We start from the raw sequence: 24,190 nt of genomic DNA on the forward strand, positions 1-24,190 counted from the left end.
AAGATTTTATGATAAAATAGTTGTAAGATTATCATGCTTATTTGAGGAACAAGCTACCCTTCAGGAGCGTTAAAGGTCTGTTTAGGATTTGGTGGGCTTGTATCATAGTATTTTTGCTATTCTCTTTTTAGGAAGAAATCGAAACAAGGAGAGTAAGAAGATGAGAATATTTGTTTTAGAAGATGATTTTTCCCAACAGACTAGGATTGAAACGACGATTGAGAAACTCTTGCAAGAACATCAGATCATTCCTAGCTCTTTTGAGGTATTTGGCAAGCCAGACCAGCTGCTGGCAGAGGTGCATGAGAAGGGAGCCCATCAACTATTCTTTTTGGACATTGAGATTCGAAATGAGGAGATGAAGGGTCTGGAAGTGGCTAGAAAGATTCGGGATTGGGATCCTTATGCTCTCATCGTCTTTGTGACGACTCACTCAGAGTTTATGCCCCTGTCTTTTCGCTACCAAGTGTCTGCTCTGGACTACATTGATAAGGCCTTGTCAGCAGAGGAGTTTGAATCTCGTATCGAGACAGCCCTCCTCTATGCCAATAGTCAAGATAGTAAAAGTCTGGCGGAAGATTGTTTTTACTTTAAATCAAAATTTGCCCAATTCCAGTATCCTTTTAAAGAGGTTTATTATCTCGAAACATCGCCCAGAGCCCATCGTGTTATTCTCTATACCAAGACGGACAGGCTGGAATTTACGGCGAGTTTAGAGGAGGTTTTCAAGCAGGAACCTCGTCTCTTGCAGTGCCACCGCTCATTTCTCATCAATCCTGCCAATGTGGTTCGTTTGGATAAGAAAGAAAAACTCCTTTTCTTTCCCAATGGTGGAAGCTGTCTAATCGCGCGTTATAAGGTCAGGGAAGTATCTGAAGCTATCAATAACTTGCATTGAGCTAGGAGAGTTTATGAATATTGCTTGGATATTATTGTATACGCTTATTACTAATGGGCTAAAAATTGTTATTTTCTTTAAGGTAGATGGAATTGGTCTCAATTTTGAGAGAATTTTTAAGGCCTTTCTTTTTAAGCTACTTTTGGCAGTTGTTTTTGTAATGATTAGCTATATAGTAGGAAATGATTATCTATCTTATTTTATGGAACCCTTGTACGGTATAGGTTTGTCTTTCTTACTGTTAAGAGGGCTTCCTAAAAAACTCCTTTTCTTTTATGGTCTCTTTCCAATTATATTGGTGAATCTCTTTTATAGAGGGGTCTCCTATTTTGTGCTTCCATTTTGGGGACAAGAAATTGTAGATAAAGGTAGCAATCCTATCTTTTTATTGATGACGATATTCGTTTGCTTCATAGTTTTAGTCTTTTTGAAATGGTTGGACTATGATTTCACTAACTTGAGAAAGGAGATTCTCGATAAAGGTTTTCAAAAGTCCCTGACCAGGATTAACTGGATAATGGGGGCTTATTATCTAGTGATGCAAAGTCTGTCTTTCTTTGAATATGAACAAGGTATTCAATCAACGACTGTTCGCCATCTGATTCTAGTGTTTTACTTGCTCTTTTTTATGGGGATTATCAAGAAACTGGATACCTATTTGAAGGACAAACTCCATGAGAGATTGGACCAAGAGCAGGCCTTGCGCTACAGAGATATGGAGCGATATAGTCGGCATATAGAGGAACTTTACAAGGAAGTCCGGAGCTTTCGCCATGACTACACTAACCTCTTAACCAGCTTACGTCTGGGCATCGAAGAGGAGGATATGGAGCAGATAAAAGAGGTCTACGACTCCGTCTTAAAGGATTCCAGTGAAAAATTGCAGGACAATAAATATGACCTTGGACGACTCGTGAATGTTCGTGATAAAGCCCTCAAAAGTCTCCTAGCAGGGAAATTTCTAAAAGCCAGAGATAAGAAGATTGTCTTTAATGTCGAAGTTCCAGAGGAGATTCAGGTCGAGGGGATGAGCTTGCTTGATTTTCTAACCATTGTGTCTATCCTTTGTGACAATGCTATTGAAGCTAGTGTAGAAGCCTGTCAACCTCATGTTTCAATCGCCTTTTTAAAAAATGGGGCACAGGAGACCTTTATCATCGAAAACTCCATCAAAGAAGAGGGCATCGATATTTCTGAAATCTTCTCCTTTGGAGCAAGTTCTAAAGGGGAGGAGAGAGGAGTTGGTCTCTATACCGTCATGAAAATTGTGGAAAGCCATCCCAATACCAGTCTCAATACCACCTGCCAAAATCAAGTCTTTCGTCAGGTTTTAACAATTCACTCGATGTCAGTTGATGATTAGAAGATTTGTTGAAAGAAGTACTGCCCAAAGTCATCAATTAAAATACTATAGTATGCGAGGTATATTAAATGAATAAGAAATCCTTTTTTATCATCTGTTCTACGTTAATCATAGCATCGAATCTTCTCATGATTTCCGTGGTGAATAAGGGAGAAGAAACGGGGAGTAATCTGTTTGTGATTGCTATAGCCTGTGTTATGTTACCATCATTCTTATATGCGGTTGAGAACCGACTGACTTCTCTAATTCGGACAGGGTCAGTAGCTTTACTCTTATTGACAGTATTGTCCTTAGTCCGTCTTGTCAACAGAATAGAGAGGACGCCTGAAATTCTCAACATTATCATTACTCTTCTGGTTTTGGCAGGTGGGACAGCCTGTATCCTTGTTGCGATTATGAGAATATATGAGAACAGAAGGAAGTAAGGGTGAATAGCTTTCTATTTTGTATTTTCACATTGTTAAATTCCCCTAGGGCAAGTATGTTTTTCATGCTTGCTTTTTAAATTTTTTACAATTCAAGATGTTTTGATGACCATTTATGATTTGGATGGAAAATTTTAAAAAATAGTAGTATACTAACCTTATTAAGGTTGTAATAGGACGAAAGTAAAAAGAGGTATTCCTCGTGAATGCAAAAACAATGTTACAATTGGCTATTATGGTTGCTTAAAGACTTGAGCTTGTGTACTTGGAGGTAATTATGGATTTTAAAAGTTTTATTATTGGTTTAGTAGTTGGTATATTTGGTCCTTATATGGATGATTTAATTAGAAAAATATTTTCAAAATCTCCCAAAAAGGATACAGATAGTACCCTCTAAAAAATAAATTTCTCCCCTGTATTTGCTAGCTTAATTTACAGGGGAGTTTCTTTAATTTTGTTTCGCCTGTCAAAATGATATGTGATAGCAGGATGAAAAGTCTACAAACAAGTTGGTATCAATACAATATAAAGAGGAAAGTATGTTTTTCATGCTTGCTTTTTAAATTTTTTACAATTCAAGATGTTTTGATGACCATTCGTGATTTGAGTGATCCAAGGTCAAAATAAGTGCTATACTAATAGTGTAAAGGTTCTAGCTCAACAAACATTTAGGAGGAAATCTTATGAAGAAAAAAATACTTGTCATTTTCATCTTGTATCTAATCATGTCCATCTTTCTATATCCGCTTAGGGAGAGTGCTTGGTATCAGCTATTTTATACTATAGCCTATATGATTGCGGTTATGATTTATCTTGCTTTAACTAAAAAGAAAGGAGCAAAGAAATGAAAACTTTTCTTGCTAAAAAACGGAACATCTTCCTTGCGAGATTGTTCTTAGGTCAGTTGCCCTTGCTTGTCTCTACTTATCTATTTCTATCTCGTCAGTTTTTAAATTTTTCCTTGGTTTTCCAATTTCTTTTAGTGGTTATTAACTTGGCTTCGATTTTGGTTACTGTTTACCTCACTAGGGAGATGAGGATAAGAGAGTTTGAAGATGATGATTTGGTTAGTCCTAGAACCAATCAACTCATGTTCATCGGCTTGACAGGTTTTATGTCTATTATCTGTTTGTATAGAGGTATCACAGCAGGAGAATCCTATCAGCAATTGATTGCCTACATTGGTGCTATTCTCTGCTTGATTATCATGCTTCTGCTTATTTGGGGCTTGAAGTATTATAAAAAGTAGGGGCTAATGAAGTTTTTACAATTCAAGATGTCTCGATGACTATTCAAGATTTGGATGAAAAACTTTAACAAATAGTGCTATACTGAAATTGTCAAAGTTGCAACGGGTGCTGCTACATTATGTTAAAAATCGCTCTTGATTGATAAGCTGGATTTGTTAGGAAAGGAGTAAATAATTATGGATAAGAAAAAGATAGTTTCGACTATAATATGTATAGTATTTCTTGTAGTGTCAGTAGATAATTTTTTTAGAGACTTAACCCCGTTATTGTTCATTTTAAATATTATTGGCCTAACTTGTTTTTTAGTGTTAACATACACTAACATAAAAGAGATACTCTTAAATATAAGTAAATGATGATTTGGTTAGTCCTAGAACCAATCAACTCATGTTCATCGGCTTGACAGGCTTTATGTCTATTATCTGTTTGTATAGAGGTATTTCAGAAACAGAATTCTATCAACAACTAATCGCTTATATATATGAAATACAGACTATTTCTTGTTATTTTCTTGAGTAGTGTGTTGGATATTCTTTTAGGGACATTTTTACAAATCTCTATCGTATCGATTGGGTGGCTTGTTCTTTACAGTGGTTTGTTTGAGGCAGGAGTTTTCCTTCTTGCCAATAAAGGGTTGGCGGTAAAAATCAAGGAAGTAGACATTCGAAATCGCTTTAAATTTATTTTTGGAAAAACCTTATGGTTTCAAATTCTTTTGCTCATCTTTTTGATAATCAAACTTTATCTTGGTTTGGATGCGAGGTTGATTTTATTCTATGGACATATTTTCATTGTCTTTAATGCCTTAATGTATCTATTATCTAGTAGTCAGGTTATCCTTAAAAAGAACAAACTGTCTTCTTAATCTTACAGCAGTAGAGCCTGACAAGGGGAGCCATCCTGTCTTGTAGATAGTAGGAGGATTTATATGAAAAGACACTCTATTCTTTTCAAAACGAGTGCAATTCTTTCTTATTTGTTTCTGTTTTTCGGACTGTCTTGGACGCACCAATTTTGGAGCAATTATTGGGAGTTCTCGTCTTGGGTAGGAAATATTATCTGGATTCGAAACATCATCAGCCTTCTCTTTATCGGCTTGATGGTTTGGATTTTGGTCAGGTCGGGCCATGCTTATCTCTTTCGTATCCCTAGGAAAAAGTGGTTGAGCTATTCTGTTCTGACGGTGTTAGCAGCTGTTGTGCTTATCTGCTTTAACTATCTGACAGCTAAACACGTTCAGGGAACCAATGAAGGGTGGAATTTGTTTATTGCTTATAGTGAGACAAATTTTGCGGAGTTTGGTGTTTACCTAACCTTAATCGTACTAGGACCTCTGATGGAAGAATTGGTATGTAGGGGATTGCTTCAACATGCCTTCTTTAAGAATTCGAGGTGGGGGCTGGATCTTCTCTTTCCGTCATTCTTATTTGCCTTGCCCCACTTTTCTAGCTTGCCAAGTCTGGCAGATATTTTTGTCTATACGGCAGTGGGCTGTCTATTTGCCTGTCTAACACGTTATACTAAGAGTATCTATCCTTCTTATTCGATTCATATTGTTAATAATATCATCGCAAACTTACCATTTTTGCTCACTTTTCTACATAGGGTCTTGGGGTAAAAAAACCAAAGGCTTGCTTTTCAGCCATAGAGGAGGTTATCATGTATAAACACTTATTTTTCCTAGATTCAAAAACCTTAGACTGGTTGACACCTTATATTCTGGTCTTGGCTTCTGACACCATTGCCTTTAATGTTTTTGTGCTAACCTTTGTATCTGTTGTGATGTTTTATTTTCTGAATCCCATGCTATCTTTAATGGCTATATTCTTAGGAGCTGGCTATGTGGTCGGTTTTTGGTTGTTAAAATGGTTTGTTTTGGAAAGGTTAGAGCTCAAGGATGACGCGTAGGAAGTCTGTTTGGTGAGGAGGATAATTTGATGGAGTTTTTTGACAAATTTCATGCCTTTTGTTTTGGATTTTTAGTACTAATAATCGTCATTACAGTTCCTTATACGATTAACCACGGGGATTTTTTTCAAAATGAGCCTGCACTGATTATTGTAAGTCTTCTTGTAACCTCGATGAGTGTTGCTTATGCTAGAAAATTTGAAATGATTTCTTTTGGGATGTTAAGCAAGAAAGACATTTTGCTTTTCATTACAATCTTTCTTCTAAGTCTGCTTGAGACGCTGGTTTATATTCATTTCTTCGCTATTTCTTCTGGCGCGGGAGTTCAACACTTGGCGGAAGTCCGCAGAGGAATTTCCCTGTCTTTGGTTTTGACTTCCTCAGTTTTTGGCCCCATCCAGGAGGAACTCATTTTCAGAGGACTTCTTCAAGGTGCGGTTTTTGACAATTCTTGGTTAGGGCTTGTGCTAACTTCCTCTCTCTTTTCGTTCATGCATGGTCCTTCTAATGTCCCTTCGTTTATTTTTTATCTACTTGGGGGCTTGTTGCTGGGCTTTGCTTATAAAAAGAGCCAAAACTTATGGGTTTCTACTCTAGTTCACATGTTTTACAATGCTTGGCCACTCTTATATTATTTATAAAAATCATGAAAGGGAAGCAGAAGAAAGAGCTTGCCTTTTCTTTCTACAATGATACCCAAGTCAATCCAGAGGCTTTTCTTTGAGAATCGGGTGTGGAGCGGTTGACGAATAGGCCAAAAACTAGTAGAATAGTAAGGAAACTTTATACGGAGGAAAGAAATGGATTTGGGTGATAATGAGCTAACACTGACTCCCATACCTGGGAAAAGTGGCAAAGCTTATATGGGTAGCTATCCTGATGGGAAGCGTATCTTTGTAAAAATGAACACCTCTCCAATCCTACCTGGTCTAGCTAGAGAACAAATTGCTCCACAATTATTATGGAGTCGCCGTTTGGCAGATGGGCGTGATATGTGTGCTCAAGAATGGTTGACAGGCAAGATATTGACCCCCTATGATATGAATCGTAAGCAAATCGTCAATATTTTAATCCGTCTGCATCGCTCACGTCCGTTGATGACACAGTTGAGTCGTTTGGGCTATGCCATGGAAACACCTGTAGATTTACTACAGTCTTGGCAGGAAACGGCTCCAGATGCTTTGCGTAAAAATCATTTTATCAGTGAAGTGATGGCTGATTTACGTCAGACTATTCCAGGATTTAGAGAGGACTATGCGACCATTGTCCATGGAGATGTACGACATAGTAATTGGATTGAGACAGATAGTGGCTTGATTTATTTGGTAGATTGGGATTCGGTTCGCTTGACCGACCGCATGTTTGATGTGGCCCATATGCTCTGCCATTATATTCCAGAACATCAGTGGAAGGAGTGGTTAACCTACTACGGTTACAAGTACAATCAAACGGTATTAAATAAATTGTATTGGTACGGTCAATTATCTTACTTGAGCCAGATTTCCAAGTATTATATGAACCAAGATTTAGAAAATGTTAATCGGGAGATTCATGGCTTGCGTCACTTCCGAGACAAGTATGGAAAGAGAAGATGAGAGTTAGAAATCGTAAAGGGGCGACAGAATTACTAGAGGCAAATCCCCAGTATGTGGTTCTCAATCCCTTGGAATCCAAGGGAAAATGGCGGGACCTGTTTGGCAATGACAATCCCATTCATGTGGAAGTTGGAAGTGGAAAGGGTGCCTTTGTTTCAGGAATGGCCAAGCAGAACCCTGACATCAACTATATCGGGATTGATATTCAAAAGTCTGTTTTGAGCTACGCTTTGGACAAGGTGCTTGAAGTTGGAGTGCCTAACATCAAGCTCTTGTGGGTAGATGGTTCTGACTTGACTGACTACTTTGAAGACGGTGAGATTGATCGTTTGTATCTGAACTTTTCAGATCCTTGGCCGAAAAAACGCCATGAAAAGCGTCGTTTGACCTATAAGACCTTCTTGGATACCTTCAAGCGTATCTTACCTGAAAATGGTGAAATTCATTTCAAGACGGATAACCGTGGCTTGTTTGAGTACAGCCTAGTGAGCTTTTCTCAGTATGGCATGAAGCTCAATGGTGTTTGGCTTGATTTACATGCCAGTGATTTTGAAGGCAATGTCATGACAGAATACGAGCAAAAATTCTCCAACAAGGGGCAAGTTATCTACCGAGTTGAGGCAGAATTTTAAGAAATAGCCTGAAATCAGGCTGTATAAGTGCTTTTGCTTTACATAAGTTAGCAAATGTGATATACTAAGGGTAAGAATATGAGAAAGTGAGGCGGGGAAATATCTTCGCCTCTTGCTTATGAGGAGGTGGACGCAATCGCAACAATCGTAGAATTAGTCAGAGAAGTTGTAGAACCTGTCATAGAAGCGCCTTTCGAACTCGTGGATATCGAGTATGGAAAGATTGGCAGTGACATGATTCTCAGTATTTTTGTAGATAAACCTGAAGGAATTACCTTGAACGACACAGCAGACTTGACAGAAATTATCAGTCCTGTCCTAGACACCATCAAGCCAGATCCCTTCCCAGAACAATATTTCCTAGAAATCACCAGTCCAGGCTTGGAACGTCCTTTAAAAACCAAGGATGCCGTTGCTGGAGCGGTTGGGAAATACATCCATGTCGGGCTCTACCAAGCCATCGATAAGCAAAAGGTCTTTGAAGGAACCTTGTTGGCCTTCGAAGAGGATGAATTGACCATGGAATATATGGACAAGACGCGTAAGAAAACTGTCCAAATTCCATACAGTTTAGTATCAAAAGCACGTTTAGCAGTTAAATTATAGAAAAAGAAAGGATAGCTTTTGAGGATTCAAAAGTGAAGAAAACATGAGTAAAGAAATGCTAGAGGCCTTCCGCATTTTGGAAGAAGACAAGGGAATCAAAAAAGAAGATATCATCGACGCAGTAGTAGAGTCGCTTCGTTCCGCTTATCGCAGACGCTATGGTCAATCAGACAGCGTAGCTATTGACTTTAACGAAAAAACAGGTGACTTTACAGTTTATACTGTCCGTGAAGTTGTTGATGAAGTATTTGATAGCCGTTTGGAAATCAGTTTGAAAGATGCTCTTGCCATTAATTCAGCCTATGAACTTGGAGACAAAATCAAGTTTGAAGAAGCACCTGCTGAGTTTGGTCGTGTAGCAGCCCAATCTGCTAAACAAACCATCATGGAAAAAATGCGCAAGCAAACACGTGCTATCACTTACAATACTTACAAAGAACATGAGCAAGAAATCATGTCTGGTACAGTAGAACGCTTTGACAACCGCTTTATCTATGTCAACCTCGGCAGCATCGAAGCCCAATTGTCAAAACAAGACCAAATTCCTGGTGAAGTTTTTGCTTCTCATGATCGTATTGAAGTTTATGTCTACAAGGTTGAAGACAACCCTCGTGGCGTCAACGTCTTTGTTAGCCGTAGCCATCCAGAAATGATCAAACGTTTGATGGAGCAAGAAATTCCTGAAGTTTATGATGGAACTGTTGAAATCATGAGCGTGGCTCGTGAAGCTGGTGACCGTACGAAGGTTGCAGTTCGTAGCCATAATCCAAACGTGGACGCTATCGGTACAATCGTTGGACGTGGTGGTGCTAATATCAAGAAAATTACTAGCAAATTCCACCCAGCTCGTTACGATGCCAAGAGCGACCGTATGGTGCCAATCGAAGAAAATATCGACGTTATCGAGTGGGTAGCAGATCCAGCTGAATTTATCTACAATGCCATCGCTCCTGCTGAGGTTGATCAAGTTATCTTTGATGAAAACGATAGCAAACGTGCCTTGGTGGTTGTTCCAGATAACAAGCTTTCTCTTGCCATCGGTCGTCGTGGACAAAATGTTCGCTTGGCGGCTCACTTGACTGGTTACCGTATCGATATCAAGTCTGCTAGCGAATTTGAAGCCATGGAAGAAGCTGGTTCGGTAGATTTGGAAGCAGAAAACGATACTGTAGAAGAATAAAAGCTGCTAGAGGAGGGAAAGATGAAAACGAGAAAAATCCCTTTGCGCAAGTCTGTCGTGTCTAACGAAGTGATTGATAAGCGTGATTTGCTCCGCATTGTCAAAAACAAAGAAGGACAAGTCTTTATCGATCCGACAGGCAAGGCCAATGGCCGCGGCGCTTATATCAAGCTAGACAATGCAGAAGCCTTAGAGGCGAAAAAGAAGAAAGTCTTTAACCGCAGCTTTAGCATGGAAGTGGAAGAAAGCTTTTATGACGAGTTGATCGCTTATGTGGATCACAAAGTGAAAAGAAGAGAGTTAGGACTTGAATAAGCAAAAGATAAGCAATCTCTTGGGACTTGCTCAGAGAGCAGGGCGGATTATATCGGGTGAAGAATTGGTGGTCAAGGCCATTCAAGACGGCAAGGCCAAGTTGGTCTTTCTAGCCCATGATGCTGGACCCAATCTGACCAAGAAGATTCAAGATAAAAGTCATTATTATCAAGTAGAAATTGTAACCGTGTTTTCAACACTGGAATTAAGCATAGCAGTCGGAAAATCGAGAAAGGTTTTGGCTGTAACAGATGCTGGATTTACAAAGAAAATGAGGTCTCTTATGGAATAGAAGAGGAGGACATGATTTGTCTAAGAAAAGATTGTACGAAATCGCAAAAGAACTTGGAAAAGAAAGTAAAGAAGTTGTAGCGCGTGCAAAAGAGTTGGGCTTGGATGTGAAAAGCCACTCATCAAGTGTGGAAGAAGCTGTCGCTGCAAAAATCGCTGCCAGCTTTAAGCCTGCAGCTGCTCCGAAAGCAGAAGCAAAACCTGCAGTACCAAAAGCAAGTACAGAAAAGAAAGCCGAAAAGTCTGAACCAGCTAAACCAGCTGTAGCCAAGGAAGAGGCAAAACCAGCTGAGGCAGTCGCTCCGAAGGCAGAAAAAGTAGCGGCTAAACCGCAAAGTCGTAATTTCAAGGCTGAGCGTGAAGCACGTGCTAAAGAGCAGGCAGAACGACGCAAGCAAAATAAGGGCAATAACCGTGACCAACAACAAAACGGAAACCGTCAGAAAAATGACGGCCGTAATGGCGGAAAACAAGCTCAAGGCAACCGCGACAATCGTCGCTTTAATGACCAAGCTAAGAAGCAGCAAGGTCAGCAAAATCGTAGAAATGAGCGCCGTCAGCAAGAGGACAAACGTTCAAATCAAGCGGCTCCACGTATTGACTTTAAAGCCCGTGCAGCAGCCCTAAAAGCAGAGCAAAATGCAGAGTATGCGCGTTCAAGTGAGGAACGCTTCAAGCAGTATCAAGCGGCTAAAGAAGCCTTGGCTCAAGCTAACAAACGCAAGGAACCAGAGGAAATCTTTGAAGAAGCGGCTAAGTTAGCTGAACAAGCGCAACAAGCACAGCAAGTTCAAGCAGTGGTTGAAGTCGTCCCTGAGAAAAAAGAACCTGCAGTAGATACACGTCGTAAAAAACAAGCTCGACCAGACAAAAATCGTGACGATTATGATCACGAAGAAGATGGTCCTAGAAAACAACAAAAGAATCGAAGTAGTCAAAATCAAGTGAGAAATCAAAAGAATAGTAACTGGAATAACAACAAAAAGAATAAAAAAGGCAATAACAAGAACAACCGTAATCAGACTCCAAAACCTGTTACAGAGCGTAAATTCCATGAATTGCCAACAGAATTTGAGTATACAGATGGTATGACCGTTGCGGAAATCGCAAAACGTATCAAACGTGAACCAGCTGAAATCGTTAAGAAACTCTTTATGATGGGTGTCATGGCCACACAAAACCAATCCTTGGATGGGGAAACCATTGAACTCCTCATGGTGGATTATGGTATCGAAGCTAAGCAAAAGGTTGAAGTGGATAATGCCGACATCGAACGTTTCTTTGTCGAAGATGGTTATCTCAATGAAGATGAATTGGTTGAGCGTCCACCAGTTGTAACTATCATGGGACACGTTGACCACGGTAAAACAACCCTCCTAGATACCCTTCGTAACTCTCGTGTTGCGACAGGTGAAGCGGGTGGTATCACTCAACATATCGGTGCCTACCAAATCGTGGAAAATGGCAAGAAGATTACCTTCCTTGATACACCAGGACACGCGGCCTTTACATCAATGCGTGCGCGTGGTGCTTCTGTTACCGACATTACCATCTTGGTCGTAGCGGCAGATGATGGGGTTATGCCTCAGACAATCGAAGCCATTAACCACTCAAAAGCAGCGAACGTTCCAATTATCGTAGCTATCAACAAGATTGATAAACCAGGTGCCAACCCAGAACGCGTTATCGGTGAATTGGCAGAGCATGGTGTCATGTCAACTGCTTGGGGTGGAGATTCTGAATTTGTTGAAATCTCGGCTAAATTCAACCAAAACATCGAAGAATTGTTGGAAACAGTCCTTCTTGTGGCTGAAATCCAAGAACTCAAGGCAGACCCAACAGTGCGTGCGATCGGTACAGTTATCGAAGCGCGCTTGGATAAAGGAAAAGGTGCGGTCGCAACCCTTCTTGTTCAACAAGGTACCTTGAATGTTCAAGACCCAATCGTTGTCGGAAATACCTTCGGTCGTGTCCGTGCTATGACCAACGACCTTGGTCGTCGTGTTAAGGTAGCAGGTCCATCAACACCAGTTTCAATCACAGGTTTGAACGAAGCGCCAATGGCGGGTGACCATTTTGCTGTTTATGAGGATGAAAAATCTGCGCGTGCAGCCGGTGAAGAGCGTGCCAAACGTGCCCTCATGAAACAACGCCAAGCTACTCAACGTGTCAGCCTTGAAAATCTCTTTGATACCCTTAAAGCTGGTGAACTCAAATCTGTTAACGTTATCATTAAGGCTGACGTACAAGGTTCTGTTGAAGCCCTTTCTGCCTCACTTCAAAAGATTGATGTGGAAGGTGTTAAAGTAACCATCGTCCACTCAGCGGTTGGTGCTATCAACGAATCAGACGTGACTCTTGCTGAAGCTTCAAATGCCTTTATCGTTGGTTTCAACGTACGCCCTACACCACAAGCTCGTCAACAAGCAGAAGCTGACGATGTGGAAATCCGTCTCCACAGCATTATCTATAAGGTTATCGAAGAGATGGAAGAAGCCATGAAAGGGATGCTTGACCCAGAATTCGAAGAAAAAGTTATCGGTGAAGCAGTTATCCGTGAAACCTTCAAGGTGTCTAAAGTCGGAACTATCGGTGGATTCATGGTTATCAACGGTAAGGTTACCCGTGACTCTAAAGTTCGTGTTATCCGTGACGGTGTCGTTATCTATGATGGCGAACTCGCAAGCTTGAAACACTACAAAGACGACGTGAAAGAAGTTACAAACGGTCGTGAAGGTGGATTGATGATCGATGGCTACAATGATATCAAGATGGATGATGTGATTGAGGCCTACGTCATGGAAGAAATCAAGAGATAATAGAGAAACGATAGCTCATTTGACTCGTCGTCAACAGCGCCTTGATGAACTTCAGTTCTATCTAAGGCTTGTTTCCTAGATTCAAATGGCTCTAGTTCCTCTATCTAATAAAAATAGCTAGGTCTGCTGGCCTAGCTTTTGGTTCAAAGTAGAGAAAGGAATATCATGGCAAATCATTTCCGTACGGATCGTGTGGGCATGGAAATCAAGCGTGAAGTCAATGAGATTTTGCAAAAGAAAGTCCGTGATCCGCGTGTCCAAGGCGTGACCATCACAGATGTTCAGATGCTAGGTGACTTGTCTGTTGCCAAGGTTTACTACACCATTTTGAGTAACCTTGCTTCAGATAATCAGAAAGCCCAAATCGGGCTTGAAAAAGCAACTGGTACTATCAAACGTGAACTTGGTCGCAATTTGAAATTGTACAAAATCCCAGATTTGACCTTCGTCAAAGACGAGTCCATCGAATATGGAAACAAGATTGACGAAATGCTACGCAATCTGGATAAGAACTAAGAAGAGGGGCAACCCTCTTTTTTGGTGGAGGAAAATAGGTGGAATTTGAAATGGAAAAATATTCTTTTAAAAAAGGGATTCTGTATTTTTTAATGTTATCTAATTAGAAAATGCTTTTTTTTTTTAGGAAATATGATATGATGATTTCATAAATAAAAGGAGATTCTATCAATGAATAATGTAAAAAAAGTTTGTCGTTTAGCTTTGCTATGTCTTTCCGTTTCTACTCTAGTTGCTTGTAGTTCTCTTTCTGAAAAAACAAGTAGCTCTTCTAGTGAGAATCAAACAGAAGCTTCATCTAGTAGTTCTGAAAAGAAAGGATTGTTTGCTAAAGCAAAAGAAAAACTCAGTTCAAGCGATTTTAACCCACAAGATGTTAGCGATACGACAATTGAGTCTATAAAAACCTATGAAGATTACTTGATTATGAATGAGAAAATAATCGATAATTACTATACAGAAGCAGACGAAGCTTTTAAAGGAACTGTTTTAGAAGATAGCGCTGCTATCCAAGAACTAAAAGATAGCACTAAAAAAGAAATGGAAGATTTGAAAAAACAATATGGTCCATTAAAGAAAGCACCGATTCAAGGGAAAGAAGAAGTGATTAAGACTCTAAAAGATTATCGTGATAATCTACATGAACAAGTGGAGCAGTGGAAAGCTAGTCTTTAATAGGAAGAGTGGAGTTCAATATGGATTATAAATTATTGCCACATGAATATATGGTTATGAATAGTGACCATGTGAGTTTTGGGAAAAATGGTTTGTCTACAGATGAATTAATTTTAACGAATCTACACTTAATATATATCAAAAAAGGTTTGTGGGGAGGAAAAAAAGACCAAGTTACCATTCCTATTAACCAGATTAAAATTTTTGAAGGGAAACCTCAAGTTTCAGTAACCAAAACCAATGGTGTGAAACGGCTGGAAATTTATTATAATGGCGGACAAGCTATCTTTGCATTTAATAATACTAAGGATACTGACAAGTGGGCTAGAAACATTATTAAATTGATTTCAGGTGATACAAGTAATTTTGAAACCTTGGGGGATAGTAGCTTGTTTGGAGCAGATGTTTTAGCAGAAACATTTAAGGATACATTTGACACTTTTAAAGCAGGGCTTGGGATTAAGGATGCAGAGCCAGAAAAGATTTCAACCAAGTGTAGCTTTTGTGGAGCACCTTTGTCAGGTCAAGTGAAGCAAACAGTAAGATGTGCCTATTGTGATATGGAGCAGAGTTTATAAGGGGGCAATTAAATGGGGTTGATAAAAGCCATCACAGATTCTATTGGTGGGACATTTGCAGACCAGTGGAAAGAAATTATCACAATTCAAGCTTTTGATGAACATACAGCTGTAAGTCCAGGTATTGTTCAAGAAAGTAATAATGGTAGGGGTGTCAATACGAAGGGATCTGTAGGTGTTATTTCGAACGGATCCAAGATTTTTATTCCAGAAAATACTGCTGCCTTTATCTTTAGTCAGTCTGGTATCGAGGAAATTATTACAGAACCAGGTGGATATGAATACCAAAATGGTGAGAGCAGTGTTTTTAACGGTGATGGATTGAAAAAGTCACTGTTTGACAATGTTGTTAATCGTGTTGGATTCGGTGGTCAAAGTGATCAGCAAAAACAGATTTGTTTTGTTAATTTGAGAGAAATTCGTGATATTAAATTTGGGACTCGCGGTCCAGTCATGTATAATGATTTGTTTTATGGGACAGATTTAGAAGTACGTGCTTTTGGAACATTTTCTATCCAAATTACAGATGCTAAGCAATTTATCAGAAACTTTCTTCCTGCCAATGTGACTTATTATACCTTTGATAGCGCTCAAGCTAGATCACAAATAGTGACAGAGTTTCTTCAATCTTTTATTGTTGCACTTAATTCCTTGTCAACAACTTATCGTATTTCACAATTACCCTCACAAGCTGCAGTTCTTGCGGAACAGGTATCAAATGATGGACAGTATGCAGGGACTTGGAAAGAACGTTTTGGATTTGAGATTGTAAAAGTTGCCATTGCTAATATTGAGTTCTCACCAGAATCTAAGGAATTGGTTAAACAATTTTCATCAAATAAGATGAATTTAAAAGCTTATGATGATGTATCGCAGAAATCTTCTAATATTGCAGCACAACAAAAAATTGCATCAGGAGTGGAGCAACATGGTCTAGGTGATAGTGCTGGAATGATATTTGGTATGAATATGGCACAAGGTTTAGATGAAAAAGCCATGAAACCAAGTCTATCATTAGATGAGCAAATCGAAGCCCTTACAAAACTAAAATCTCTTTTAGATGCAGGGATACTATCCCAGGAAGAATTTGATCGAAAGAAAAAAGAAATTATGGATTTATAAGATGAAGCTCGAAAGCTCATAGTTATACTCAATGAAAATCAAAAAGCAAACTAGGAAGCTAGCCGCAAGCTGTACTTGGGTACGGTAAGGCTACGCTGACGTGGTTTGAATTTGATTTTCGAAGAGTATTAGTGTGTATTCAAGGAACATTTTAGGTAAAACAATAATAGACTATCGTTCACAGATAGAATATCATGTTGTAAAGGTAGGAGTTGAATATTCGAGCTGTCTCTACAAAGACTATTAAAAATCTTTAACAAATAAGTTGCTAAGGATTTTTTGAAAATTTTTGAGGAGAATTTGAAACATACTTTAAAAGAGTATGCTATCATAGAATATAACTTACAGAAGTAAAAGGAGTTTGTATATGGCTGAACAAGAGTTAGCTATGCAAGTATTGCAACAAGTGGTGAAATTACCTGTTGTTAAGGTTGATCGTTCGAAATTTTTAGTGGATAAGTTTTCCAAAGAATTGGATCCAAAAGATATTCCTACCTTATTGGAACAAGGTCCAACGACTCTTCTATCTCAAGAAATCTTAGATCGTGTAGCTAATGCTTGTATTCGGGACAATGTATTATTAGCGAGTGGGACTTCTGTTGTTGCTGGATTACCTGGAGGGCTTGCTATGGCAATTACCATACCAGCGGATGTAGCTCAATTTTATGCTTTTTCTTTAAAATTAGCTCAAGAATTAGGTTATATTTATGGATATGAGGATCTTTGGGCTTCACGCGATGAGTTGAGTGAAGATGCTCAAAATACCCTCTTGCTTTATCTAGGCGTCATGTTGGGGGTAAATGGAACCGCTGCCTTGCTACGTGCTGGTGGTATAACAATTGCCAAACAGGTAATGAAAACAGTACCTAATAAAGCTTTAACAAAGACGCTTTGGTACCCTATTTTGAAAAAAGTCTTAAAAATATTTGGTGTGAATCTGACCAAGGGAGGGTTGGCCAAAGGAATGGGGAAATTTATACCTATCTTGGGAGGTATCATTTCTGGAGGATTAACCTTTGCAACTATGAAACCGATGGGGGAAAGCTTGCAGAAAGAATTGTCCAAGCTAGTCAACTATAGTGAAGTTCAATATCAAGAAGATGTTGAAACAATCCGAAAAGAGGCTGAAATCCTCGAAGGAGAGTAATATGGGACTCATAAAAATTCTAGCTAAAACTTATGGGAATTACTTTTTGACCATGCAAGGTGTAAAAGTAATGAAAACGATAAAGAAAGATGACCACGCCGTTGTTGGTCTGGGAAAACTTTTTATTGCTGACAAGTTAATGGATACGGCTCGGTGGCTCATTAAGCCAGAGGATAAAAAATGAAATTTTTCTGGGGACTTCTTGCCATTATTTTTATCAAACCGATTATTGGGATTGTGAAATTCTTTTGGATGATCATCTCTTTTGCAGTCCAATTGCTGTTTTACAAGCTATTATTTAAAATATTGGATTGGCTCTTTAAACTTATTTAGATGATAATCCAAGTCACAGAGAACTAGCAAGTCTTGTACTGCTAGTTTTTTAATCTCTTTCCATATGGTATAATATAAGCAGTAAAATCATTTTAGAACATACATGGAGGTCGTCATGGACAATATCATCGATGTGTCAATTCCTGTTGCAGAAGTGGTGGATAAGCATCCAGAAGTCTTGGAAATCCTAGTGGAGCTGGGTTTTAAACCCCTTGCTAATCCCTTGATGCGTAATACTATCGGTCGCAAAGTATCGCTTAAACAGGGTTCTAAGCTAGAAGGAACTCCTATGGACAAGATTGTCCGCATGCTGGAAGCAAATGGCTACGAAGTGATTGGATTAGACTAATGGCAGATGAACGGATTCATATTCTACGGGATATTTTGTTAGAATTGCACAATGGCGCTTCTCCTGAGTCGGTTCAAGAGCGCTTTGATGCGACCTTTGCGGGTGTCTCAGCCATAGAGATTTCCCTCATGGAGCACGAGCTGATGAACTCAGACTCAGGTGTCACCTTTGAAGATGTTATGGAACTCTGCGATGTCCATGCTAATCTTTTTAAAAATGCTATCAAAGGTGTCGAAGTAGAGGATACTGAGCATCCAGGTCACCCAGTTCGGATTTTCAAAGAAGAAAATCTGGCTCTCCGTGCGACCTTGATTCGCATTCGTAGATTGTTAGATACCTATGAGTCTATGGAAGATGAAGAAATGCTGGCGGAGATGCGTAAGGGTTTGGTGCGTCAGATGGGACTTGTAGGTCAATTTGATATTCATTACCAACGTAAAGAAGAACTTTTCTTTCCTATCATGGAGCGCTATGGACACGATTCACCTCCCAAAGTTATGTGGGGAGTGGATGACCAGATTAGGGAACTCTTTCAAACAGCTTTAGCGACAGCCAAGTCACTACCAGAAGTGTCGATTAGCACTGTAAAGGAAACTTTTGAAGCCTTTGCGACAGAGTTTGAAAGTATGATTTTCAAGGAAGAGTCCATCCTTCTCATGATTCTTCTTGAGTCCTTTACCCAAGATGATTGGCTTCAGATTGCAGAGGAGAGCGACGCCTATGGCTATGCTATTATCCGTCCGTCTGAGAAATGGGTGCCAGAACGCCAGAGTTTTGTTGAGGAAAAGAGTGAAGAGGAGCCTGTACAGCTAGATACGGCAGAGGGTCAAGTTCAGCAGGTTATTGATACGCCAGAAGGACAGTTTACCATTACCTTTACCCCTAAGGAAAAGGAAGCAGTGTTGGACTGCCATAGTCAACAGGCTTTTGGCAATGGCTATCTCTCCGTCGAGCAGGCCAATCTCATCCTCAATCACCTCCCTATGGAGATTACCTTTGTCAATAAAGACGATATTTTCCAGTATTACAATGACAATACGCCAGCTGATGAGATGATTTTCAAACGGACGCCGTCCCAAGTTGGGCGCAATGTTGAACTCTGTCATCCGCCTAAGTACTTGGACAAGGTCAAGACTATCATGAAGGGGCTTCGTGAGGGAAGCAAAGATAAGTATGAAATGTGGTTCAAGTCTGAGTCGCGAGGTAAGTTTGTCCACATCACCTACGCTGCAGTGCACAATGAAGATGGGGAATTCCAAGGTGTGTTGGAGTACGTTCAGGATATTCAACCCTACCGTGAGATTGATACGGACTATTTCCGTGGATTAGAATAAGGAGAAAAAATGAGTTACGAACAAGAATTTATGAAGGAATTTGAAGCTTGGGTTAATACACAGATTATGATTAACGACATGGCGCACAAGGAAAGCCAAAAAGTCTACGAAGAAGACCAAGACGAGCGTGCCAAAGATGCCATGATTCGCTACGAAAGTCGCTTGGATGCTTATCAGTTCTTGCTTGGTAAGTTTGAAAACTTCAAGGCAGGTAAGGGATTCCATGATTTACCAGAGGGATTGTTTGGTGAGCGGAATTATTAAATGAGATAGATTCTTGATTTTTTACTAAAATCTTGATAGAATATTTATATTAAATCCTTGTCAGAACAGGGGTTTTTTATTGAAAGGATTTTATCATGTCAAAGAAACTCAATCGTAAAAAACAATTACGAAATAGCCTCCGTCGTGCAGGCGCTTTTTCAAGTACTGTGACTAAGGTTGTAGAAGAGACAAAGAAAGTCGTGAAACGTGCAGAACAGTCAGCAAGCCAAGCTGGTAAGGCTGTTTCTAAAAAAGTTGAACAAGCAGTGGAAGCTACCAAAGAGCAAGCTCAAAAAGTAGCCAATTCTGTAGAAGATTTTGCAGCAAACTTGGGTGGACTTCCACTTGATCGTGCTAAGACTTTCTATGATGAAGGAATTAAGTCTGCTTCAGATTTCAAAAACTGGACTGAAAAAGAACTCCTTGCCTTGAAAGGAATCGGCCCAGCTACCATCAAGAAATTGAAAGAAAATGGCATCAAATTCAAGTAATTTTTCTTGTGCCTTGCATTTCCGTCAAAATCTTGCTACAATAGAGCCATTAGAGGTGTTTTGAATCCCACATTTTACAGAAAGTGGCGGCGCTGAGAAGTCCACAAATGTGTCAAAACTGGTTGCTAATGGATGAAAATGAAATAAACAAAGTTGCGGGCAACTGCCCGAAATTGGGTGGTACCGCGGATAAGCACATTCGTCCCTGTCATGTAGATGGCAGGGGCGATTTTTTGTAGAAAACGAGGTATAAGGATGACAAGAACTGAACTGCCAGAACGATTAGAAACAGAACATCTCGTTTTACGAGTCCGTACTGTGGCGGATGCTGAGGATGTCTTTGACTATGCTAGTTTGCCAGAGGTCGCCTATCCAGCAGGTTTTCCTCCAGTCAAGACCTTGGAAGATGAGATTTACTATCTGGGGCATATCCTTCCTGAGCGCAATCAAAAGGAAAATCTCCCAGCTGGCTATGGAATTGTCGTCAAAGGAACGGATAAAGTCATTGGTTCTGTTGACTTCAATCATCGCCACGAAGACGATGTGCTGGAGATTGGCTATACCCTGCACCCAGACTATTGGGGTCGAGGCTATGTACCAGAAGCAGCACTTGCCTTGATTGACTTAGGATTTAAAGAACTGGGGCTTCATAAGATTGAACTGAGTTGTTTTGATTATAATGTCCAAAGTCAACGAGTCGCAGAAAAACTTGGATTTACCCTCGAAGCTCGCATAAGAGACCGTAAAGATATTCAAGGAAACCGCTGTGATGATTTGAGATATGGCTTGCTGAGGAGTGAGTGGGAGGTAATTTGATGCATCTTTTCATCATTGGTGCTCCAGCCTCAGGAAAAATGACGATTGGTCAAGAACTGTCTCAACTGACGGATTCTACCCTCTTTTATAACCATCAAGCCATCGATTTTGCACTAGAAATCTATCAGGATTATACAGAGGAGATGTGGGAATTTGTTCGTGGAATTACCTTTTCTTTCCTTGGAGCAAGTGCAAGAAATCAGCGATCAGTAATTTTAACAGACGTAATTGATTTTTCAAATCAGTACCAGCTGATGTATTTGAAGCAAATTCAGGATTTGTTGGACGACTATCATCAAGAGATTCTTTTTGTGGAGTTGGAAACAAGTCTTGAGGAGCGCTTACATCGAAATCGAACGGAGAACCGGTTGAAGCACAAACCCTTAAAACGACATATTGAGGTATCTGAAAGAGAAATTTTGGAGACTACTGAAACACTTCAATTAAATTCCCAACATCAACCAAATGAGTTGCACCACTACCTTAAAATAAATAATACGAATCTGTCTGCAGAAGAAGCTGCTAAGCAAATTCAAAATAAAATGAACAAAATAGAGAAAGGACACACACATGTCTAAAGAACTTTCACCTAAATACAATCCAGCCGAGGTTGAGGCTGGTCGTTACCAAAAATGGCTTGATGCTGATGTTTTCAAGCCTTCAGGAGATCAAAAGGCTAAGCCTTATTCAATCGTTATTCCACCACCAAACGTAACTGGTAAGCTTCACCTTGGTCACGCTTGGGATACGACTTTGCAAGATATCATCATCCGTCAAAAACGCATGCAAGGTTTTGATACCCTTTGGCTTCCAGGGATGGACCACGCGGGGATTGCGACTCAGGCTAAGGTTGAGGAGCGTTTGCGTGGAGAGGGCATTACGCGTTACGACCTCGGTCGTGAAAAATTCCTAGAGAAAGTCTGGGAATGGAAAGACGAATATGCCACTACTATTAAGGAACAATGGGGCAAGATGGGGCTCTCTGTAGACTATTCTCGTGAGCGTTTCACTCTTGACGAAGGTTTGTCAAAAGCTGTTCGTAAGGTCTTTGTGGACCTTTACAAGAAAGGCTGGATCTACCGTGGTGAATTTATTATCAACTGGGACCCAGCTGCTCGCACTGCCCTTTCTGATATCGAAGTTATCCATAAGGATGTGGAAGGTGCCTTCTACCACATGAATTATATGCTGGAAGACGGTTCACACGCCCTTGAAGTTGCGACAACTCGTCCTGAGACCATGTTTGGGGACGTTGCGGTTGCGGTCAATCCAGAAGACCCACGCTACAAGGACTTGATTGGTAAAAACGTTATCCTTCCAATCGCTAATAAATTGATCCCGATCGTTGGAGATGAGCATGCTGATCCTGAGTTTGGTACTGGTGTCGTGAAAATCACGCCTGCCCACGATCCAAACGACTTCTTGGTTGGTCAACGTCACAATTTGCCGCAAGTCAACGTCATGAACGACGACGGAACTATGAATGAGCTTGCCTTCGAGTTTGCAGGTATGGACCGTTTTGAAGCTCGTAAGGCAGTTGTTGCTAAATTGGAAGAAATCGGGGCCCTCGTTAAAATCGAAAAACGTGTCCACAGTGTTGGTCACTCAGAGCGTACAGGTGTTGTGGTTGAACCACGCTTGTCTACTCAATGGTTCGTTAAGATGGACCAATTGGCTAAGAACGCCATTGCCAACCAAGACACAGAGGACAAGGTAGAATTTTACCCTCCACGTTTCAACGATACCTTCCTTCAATGGATGGAAAATGTTCACGACTGGGTTATCTCTCGTCAGCTCTGGTGGGGTCACCAAATCCCTGCTTGGTACAATGCTGAGGGTGAAATGTACGTCGGCGAAGAAGCTCCTGAAGGTGACGGTTGGACTCAGGACGAAGACGTCTTGGATACTTGGTTCAGTTCTGCCCTTTGGCCATTCTCAACTATGGGCTGGCCTGATGTCGACTCAGAAGACTTCAAACGTTACTTCCCAACTTCAACCTTGGTTACAGGTTACGACATCATCTTCTTCTGGGTATCTCGTATGATCTTCCAATCATTGGAATTTACTGGTCGTCAGCCATTCCAAAACGTGCTTATCCACGGTCTCATCCGTGACGAGCAAGGACGCAAGATGTCTAAATCTCTCGGTAACGGTATTGACCCAATGGATGTCATCGAGAAATACGGTGCCGATGCCCTTCGTTGGTTCCTTTCAAACGGTTCTGCGCCAGGACAAGACGTGCGCTTCTCTTACGAGAAAATGGATGCTTCATGGAACTTTATTAACAAGATTTGGAACATCTCTCGCTACATCCTTATGAACAATGAAGGCTTGACTCTTGAGCAAGCGACTGCCAATGTGGAAAAAGTTGTCAACAAGGAAGCTGGGAATGTCACAGACCGCTGGATTCTCCACAACCTCAATGAAACCATCGGAAAAGCTACTGCTAACTTTGACAAGTTTGAATTTGGTGTGGCTGGACACATCCTCTACAACTTCATCTGGGATGAATTTGCGGACTGGTATGTTGAGTTGACCAAGGAAGTACTTTACAGCGAAAATGAAGAAGAGAAAGTCATCACACGCTCTGTTCTTCTTTACACCTTGGACAAGATCCTTCGTCTCCTCCACCCAATCATGCCATTCGTGACAGAGGAAATCTTTGGACAAATCTCAGAAGGCTCAATCGTCACAGCAGCATACCCAACTGTCAACCCAGCCTTTGAAGACCTTGCGGCCCACACAGGTGTCGAAAGTCTCAAAGACTTGATCCGTGCCGTTCGGAATGCGCGTGCGGAAGTAAACGTAGCACCAAGCAAGCCTATCACCATCCTTGTTAAGACAAGCGATAGCGACTTGGAAGCCTTCTTTAACAGCAATGTCAACTACATCAAACGCTTCACAAATCCAGAACACCTGGAAATCGCATCAACTATTCCTGCACCTGAACTGGCTATGTCAAGCGTCATCACTGGAGCAGAAATCTACCTGCCACTAGCAGACCTCCTTAATGTCGAAGAAGAATTGGCTCGTCTCGACAAGGAACTGGCTAAATGGCAAAAAGAACTGGATATGGTCGGTAAGAAGCTCTCTAACGAACGCTTCGTAGCCAATGCCAAACCAGAAGTCGTCCAGAAAGAACGCGACAAACAAGCCGACTACCAAGCGAAATACGACGCGACCGTAGCACGTATTGATGAGATGAAGAAGTTGGTGAAATAAAGGAGGAAATTAAGGCGATAAAGTTATTTTTTGAACATAAATATTTATTTATTTTTAGTGG

Annotated in this window: 30 protein-coding genes; all 30 read left to right on the forward strand. The window is 40.5% G+C overall.

What is annotated here, in order from left to right; all coding sequences use genetic code 11:
• The first annotated feature begins 160 nt into the window (after nucleotides 1–160).
• The 30 genes from HT728_RS06630 to HT728_RS06770 all read left to right on the forward strand — a co-directional run bounded on the left by HT728_RS06630 (nucleotide 161) and on the right by HT728_RS06770 (nucleotide 24,129).
• On the forward strand, nucleotides 161–898 hold the full coding sequence (locus tag HT728_RS06630) for a LytTR family DNA-binding domain-containing protein (RefSeq protein ID WP_173234442.1): 738 nt from the start codon (nucleotides 161–163) through the stop codon (nucleotides 896–898).
• Between the two features lie 13 nt (nucleotides 899–911).
• Nucleotides 912–2,261, forward strand: coding sequence for a sensor histidine kinase (locus HT728_RS06635; RefSeq protein ID WP_173234444.1), 1,350 nt, complete (start codon nucleotides 912–914; stop codon nucleotides 2,259–2,261).
• Between the two features lie 68 nt (nucleotides 2,262–2,329).
• Complete coding sequence (locus tag HT728_RS10665; RefSeq protein ID WP_084928133.1) at nucleotides 2,330–2,686, forward strand: hypothetical protein; 357 nt, start codon at nucleotides 2,330–2,332, stop codon at nucleotides 2,684–2,686.
• 277 nt (nucleotides 2,687–2,963) lie between these two features.
• Entirely contained in the window at nucleotides 2,964–3,083 is a 120-nt protein-coding gene (locus HT728_RS06640) for a PncF family bacteriocin immunity protein (RefSeq protein WP_173219790.1), read from the forward strand.
• Nucleotides 3,084–3,369: 286 nt separating this feature from the next.
• Nucleotides 3,370–3,534 carry a hypothetical protein gene (locus tag HT728_RS06645; protein ID WP_049511538.1) on the forward strand — a complete coding sequence of 55 codons (165 nt, stop codon included), beginning with the start codon at nucleotides 3,370–3,372 and terminating at the stop codon, nucleotides 3,532–3,534.
• Nucleotides 3,531–3,935: an immunity protein gene (locus HT728_RS06650; protein WP_138704684.1), complete on the forward strand. Its 405-nt coding sequence runs from the start codon at nucleotides 3,531–3,533 to the stop codon at nucleotides 3,933–3,935. The genes HT728_RS06645 and HT728_RS06650 overlap by 4 nt, the downstream gene beginning before the upstream one ends.
• A 482-nt stretch (nucleotides 3,936–4,417) precedes the next feature.
• Nucleotides 4,418–4,801 carry an immunity protein gene (locus tag HT728_RS06655; RefSeq protein WP_173219793.1) on the forward strand — a complete coding sequence of 128 codons (384 nt, stop codon included), beginning with the start codon at nucleotides 4,418–4,420 and terminating at the stop codon, nucleotides 4,799–4,801.
• A 63-nt stretch (nucleotides 4,802–4,864) separates the two neighbouring features.
• Nucleotides 4,865–5,554 carry a CPBP family intramembrane glutamic endopeptidase gene (locus HT728_RS06660; RefSeq protein ID WP_173234446.1) on the forward strand — a complete coding sequence of 230 codons (690 nt, stop codon included), beginning with the start codon at nucleotides 4,865–4,867 and terminating at the stop codon, nucleotides 5,552–5,554.
• Between the two features lie 41 nt (nucleotides 5,555–5,595).
• Nucleotides 5,596–5,844 carry an immunity protein BlpZ gene (blpZ, locus tag HT728_RS06665; protein ID WP_112444995.1) on the forward strand — a complete coding sequence of 83 codons (249 nt, stop codon included), beginning with the start codon at nucleotides 5,596–5,598 and terminating at the stop codon, nucleotides 5,842–5,844.
• A 29-nt stretch (nucleotides 5,845–5,873) separates the two neighbouring features.
• The gene (locus tag HT728_RS06670; protein ID WP_112444996.1) at nucleotides 5,874–6,485 is read left to right on the forward strand and encodes a type II CAAX endopeptidase family protein; all 612 of its coding nucleotides are present in this window, start codon (nucleotides 5,874–5,876) and stop codon (nucleotides 6,483–6,485) included.
• A 159-nt stretch (nucleotides 6,486–6,644) separates the two neighbouring features.
• Complete coding sequence (locus HT728_RS06675; protein ID WP_112444998.1) at nucleotides 6,645–7,439, forward strand: phosphotransferase family protein; 795 nt, start codon at nucleotides 6,645–6,647, stop codon at nucleotides 7,437–7,439.
• A complete protein-coding gene (gene trmB, locus HT728_RS06680; RefSeq protein ID WP_112445000.1) occupies nucleotides 7,436–8,071 on the forward strand; it encodes a tRNA (guanosine(46)-N7)-methyltransferase TrmB in 636 nt (211 codons plus the stop codon). The genes HT728_RS06675 and trmB overlap by 4 nt, the downstream gene beginning before the upstream one ends.
• Before the next feature lie 126 nt (nucleotides 8,072–8,197).
• Nucleotides 8,198–8,677: a ribosome maturation factor RimP gene (gene rimP, locus HT728_RS06685; RefSeq protein WP_001808691.1), complete on the forward strand. Its 480-nt coding sequence runs from the start codon at nucleotides 8,198–8,200 to the stop codon at nucleotides 8,675–8,677.
• 43 nt (nucleotides 8,678–8,720) lie between these two features.
• Entirely contained in the window at nucleotides 8,721–9,857 is a 1,137-nt protein-coding gene (gene nusA / locus HT728_RS06690; RefSeq protein ID WP_000032285.1) for a transcription termination factor NusA, read from the forward strand.
• A 21-nt stretch (nucleotides 9,858–9,878) separates the two neighbouring features.
• Nucleotides 9,879–10,172, forward strand: coding sequence for a YlxR family protein (locus HT728_RS06695; RefSeq protein ID WP_000857562.1), 294 nt, complete (start codon nucleotides 9,879–9,881; stop codon nucleotides 10,170–10,172).
• Nucleotides 10,165–10,464, forward strand: coding sequence for a YlxQ-related RNA-binding protein (locus tag HT728_RS06700; protein WP_001041390.1), 300 nt, complete (start codon nucleotides 10,165–10,167; stop codon nucleotides 10,462–10,464). The genes HT728_RS06695 and HT728_RS06700 overlap by 8 nt, the downstream gene beginning before the upstream one ends.
• A gap of 16 nt (nucleotides 10,465–10,480) precedes the next feature.
• Nucleotides 10,481–13,282, forward strand: a complete 2,802-nt coding sequence (gene infB, locus HT728_RS06705) for a translation initiation factor IF-2 (protein ID WP_173234448.1) — start codon at nucleotides 10,481–10,483, stop codon at nucleotides 13,280–13,282.
• A gap of 165 nt (nucleotides 13,283–13,447) precedes the next feature.
• Complete coding sequence (gene rbfA, locus HT728_RS06710) at nucleotides 13,448–13,798, forward strand: 30S ribosome-binding factor RbfA (protein WP_001273601.1); 351 nt, start codon at nucleotides 13,448–13,450, stop codon at nucleotides 13,796–13,798.
• 171 nt (nucleotides 13,799–13,969) lie between these two features.
• On the forward strand, nucleotides 13,970–14,473 hold the full coding sequence (locus tag HT728_RS06715) for a hypothetical protein (RefSeq protein ID WP_001067003.1): 504 nt from the start codon (nucleotides 13,970–13,972) through the stop codon (nucleotides 14,471–14,473).
• Nucleotides 14,474–14,493: 20 nt separating this feature from the next.
• Nucleotides 14,494–15,051 carry a hypothetical protein gene (locus HT728_RS06720; protein ID WP_173234450.1) on the forward strand — a complete coding sequence of 186 codons (558 nt, stop codon included), beginning with the start codon at nucleotides 14,494–14,496 and terminating at the stop codon, nucleotides 15,049–15,051.
• 12 nt (nucleotides 15,052–15,063) lie between these two features.
• Nucleotides 15,064–16,173: an SPFH domain-containing protein gene (locus tag HT728_RS06725; protein ID WP_173234452.1), complete on the forward strand. Its 1,110-nt coding sequence runs from the start codon at nucleotides 15,064–15,066 to the stop codon at nucleotides 16,171–16,173.
• Between the two features lie 367 nt (nucleotides 16,174–16,540).
• Nucleotides 16,541–17,320 (forward strand): hypothetical protein, encoded by a 780-nt coding sequence (locus HT728_RS06730; RefSeq protein ID WP_173234454.1) that lies wholly within the window; start codon nucleotides 16,541–16,543, stop codon nucleotides 17,318–17,320.
• A 1-nt stretch (nucleotide 17,321) separates the two neighbouring features.
• Nucleotides 17,322–17,504: a hypothetical protein gene (locus HT728_RS06735; protein WP_050252318.1), complete on the forward strand. Its 183-nt coding sequence runs from the start codon at nucleotides 17,322–17,324 to the stop codon at nucleotides 17,502–17,504.
• Between the two features lie 264 nt (nucleotides 17,505–17,768).
• Nucleotides 17,769–18,002 (forward strand): DUF1858 domain-containing protein, encoded by a 234-nt coding sequence (locus HT728_RS06740; protein ID WP_173234456.1) that lies wholly within the window; start codon nucleotides 17,769–17,771, stop codon nucleotides 18,000–18,002.
• Nucleotides 18,002–19,336: a DUF438 domain-containing protein gene (locus HT728_RS06745; RefSeq protein WP_173234458.1), complete on the forward strand. Its 1,335-nt coding sequence runs from the start codon at nucleotides 18,002–18,004 to the stop codon at nucleotides 19,334–19,336. The genes HT728_RS06740 and HT728_RS06745 overlap by 1 nt, the downstream gene beginning before the upstream one ends.
• 9 nt (nucleotides 19,337–19,345) lie before the next feature.
• Complete coding sequence (locus HT728_RS06750; protein WP_000119707.1) at nucleotides 19,346–19,600, forward strand: DUF1912 family protein; 255 nt, start codon at nucleotides 19,346–19,348, stop codon at nucleotides 19,598–19,600.
• A 95-nt stretch (nucleotides 19,601–19,695) separates the two neighbouring features.
• The gene (locus HT728_RS06755; RefSeq protein ID WP_000038635.1) at nucleotides 19,696–20,091 is read left to right on the forward strand and encodes a helix-hairpin-helix domain-containing protein; all 396 of its coding nucleotides are present in this window, start codon (nucleotides 19,696–19,698) and stop codon (nucleotides 20,089–20,091) included.
• A 255-nt stretch (nucleotides 20,092–20,346) separates the two neighbouring features.
• Nucleotides 20,347–20,907 (forward strand): GNAT family protein, encoded by a 561-nt coding sequence (locus HT728_RS06760; protein ID WP_188110921.1) that lies wholly within the window; start codon nucleotides 20,347–20,349, stop codon nucleotides 20,905–20,907.
• Entirely contained in the window at nucleotides 20,907–21,485 is a 579-nt protein-coding gene (locus HT728_RS06765) for an AAA family ATPase (protein WP_173234462.1), read from the forward strand. Before HT728_RS06760 ends, HT728_RS06765 begins: the two co-directional genes overlap by 1 nt.
• Complete coding sequence (locus tag HT728_RS06770) at nucleotides 21,478–24,129, forward strand: valine--tRNA ligase (RefSeq protein ID WP_173234464.1); 2,652 nt, start codon at nucleotides 21,478–21,480, stop codon at nucleotides 24,127–24,129. Before HT728_RS06765 ends, HT728_RS06770 begins: the two co-directional genes overlap by 8 nt.
• The last annotated feature ends 61 nt before the right edge of the window (nucleotides 24,130–24,190 follow it).

Source organism: Streptococcus sp. 544, assembly GCF_013277385.1.
Taxonomy (GTDB): Bacteria; Bacillota; Bacilli; order Lactobacillales; family Streptococcaceae; genus Streptococcus; species Streptococcus mitis_BA.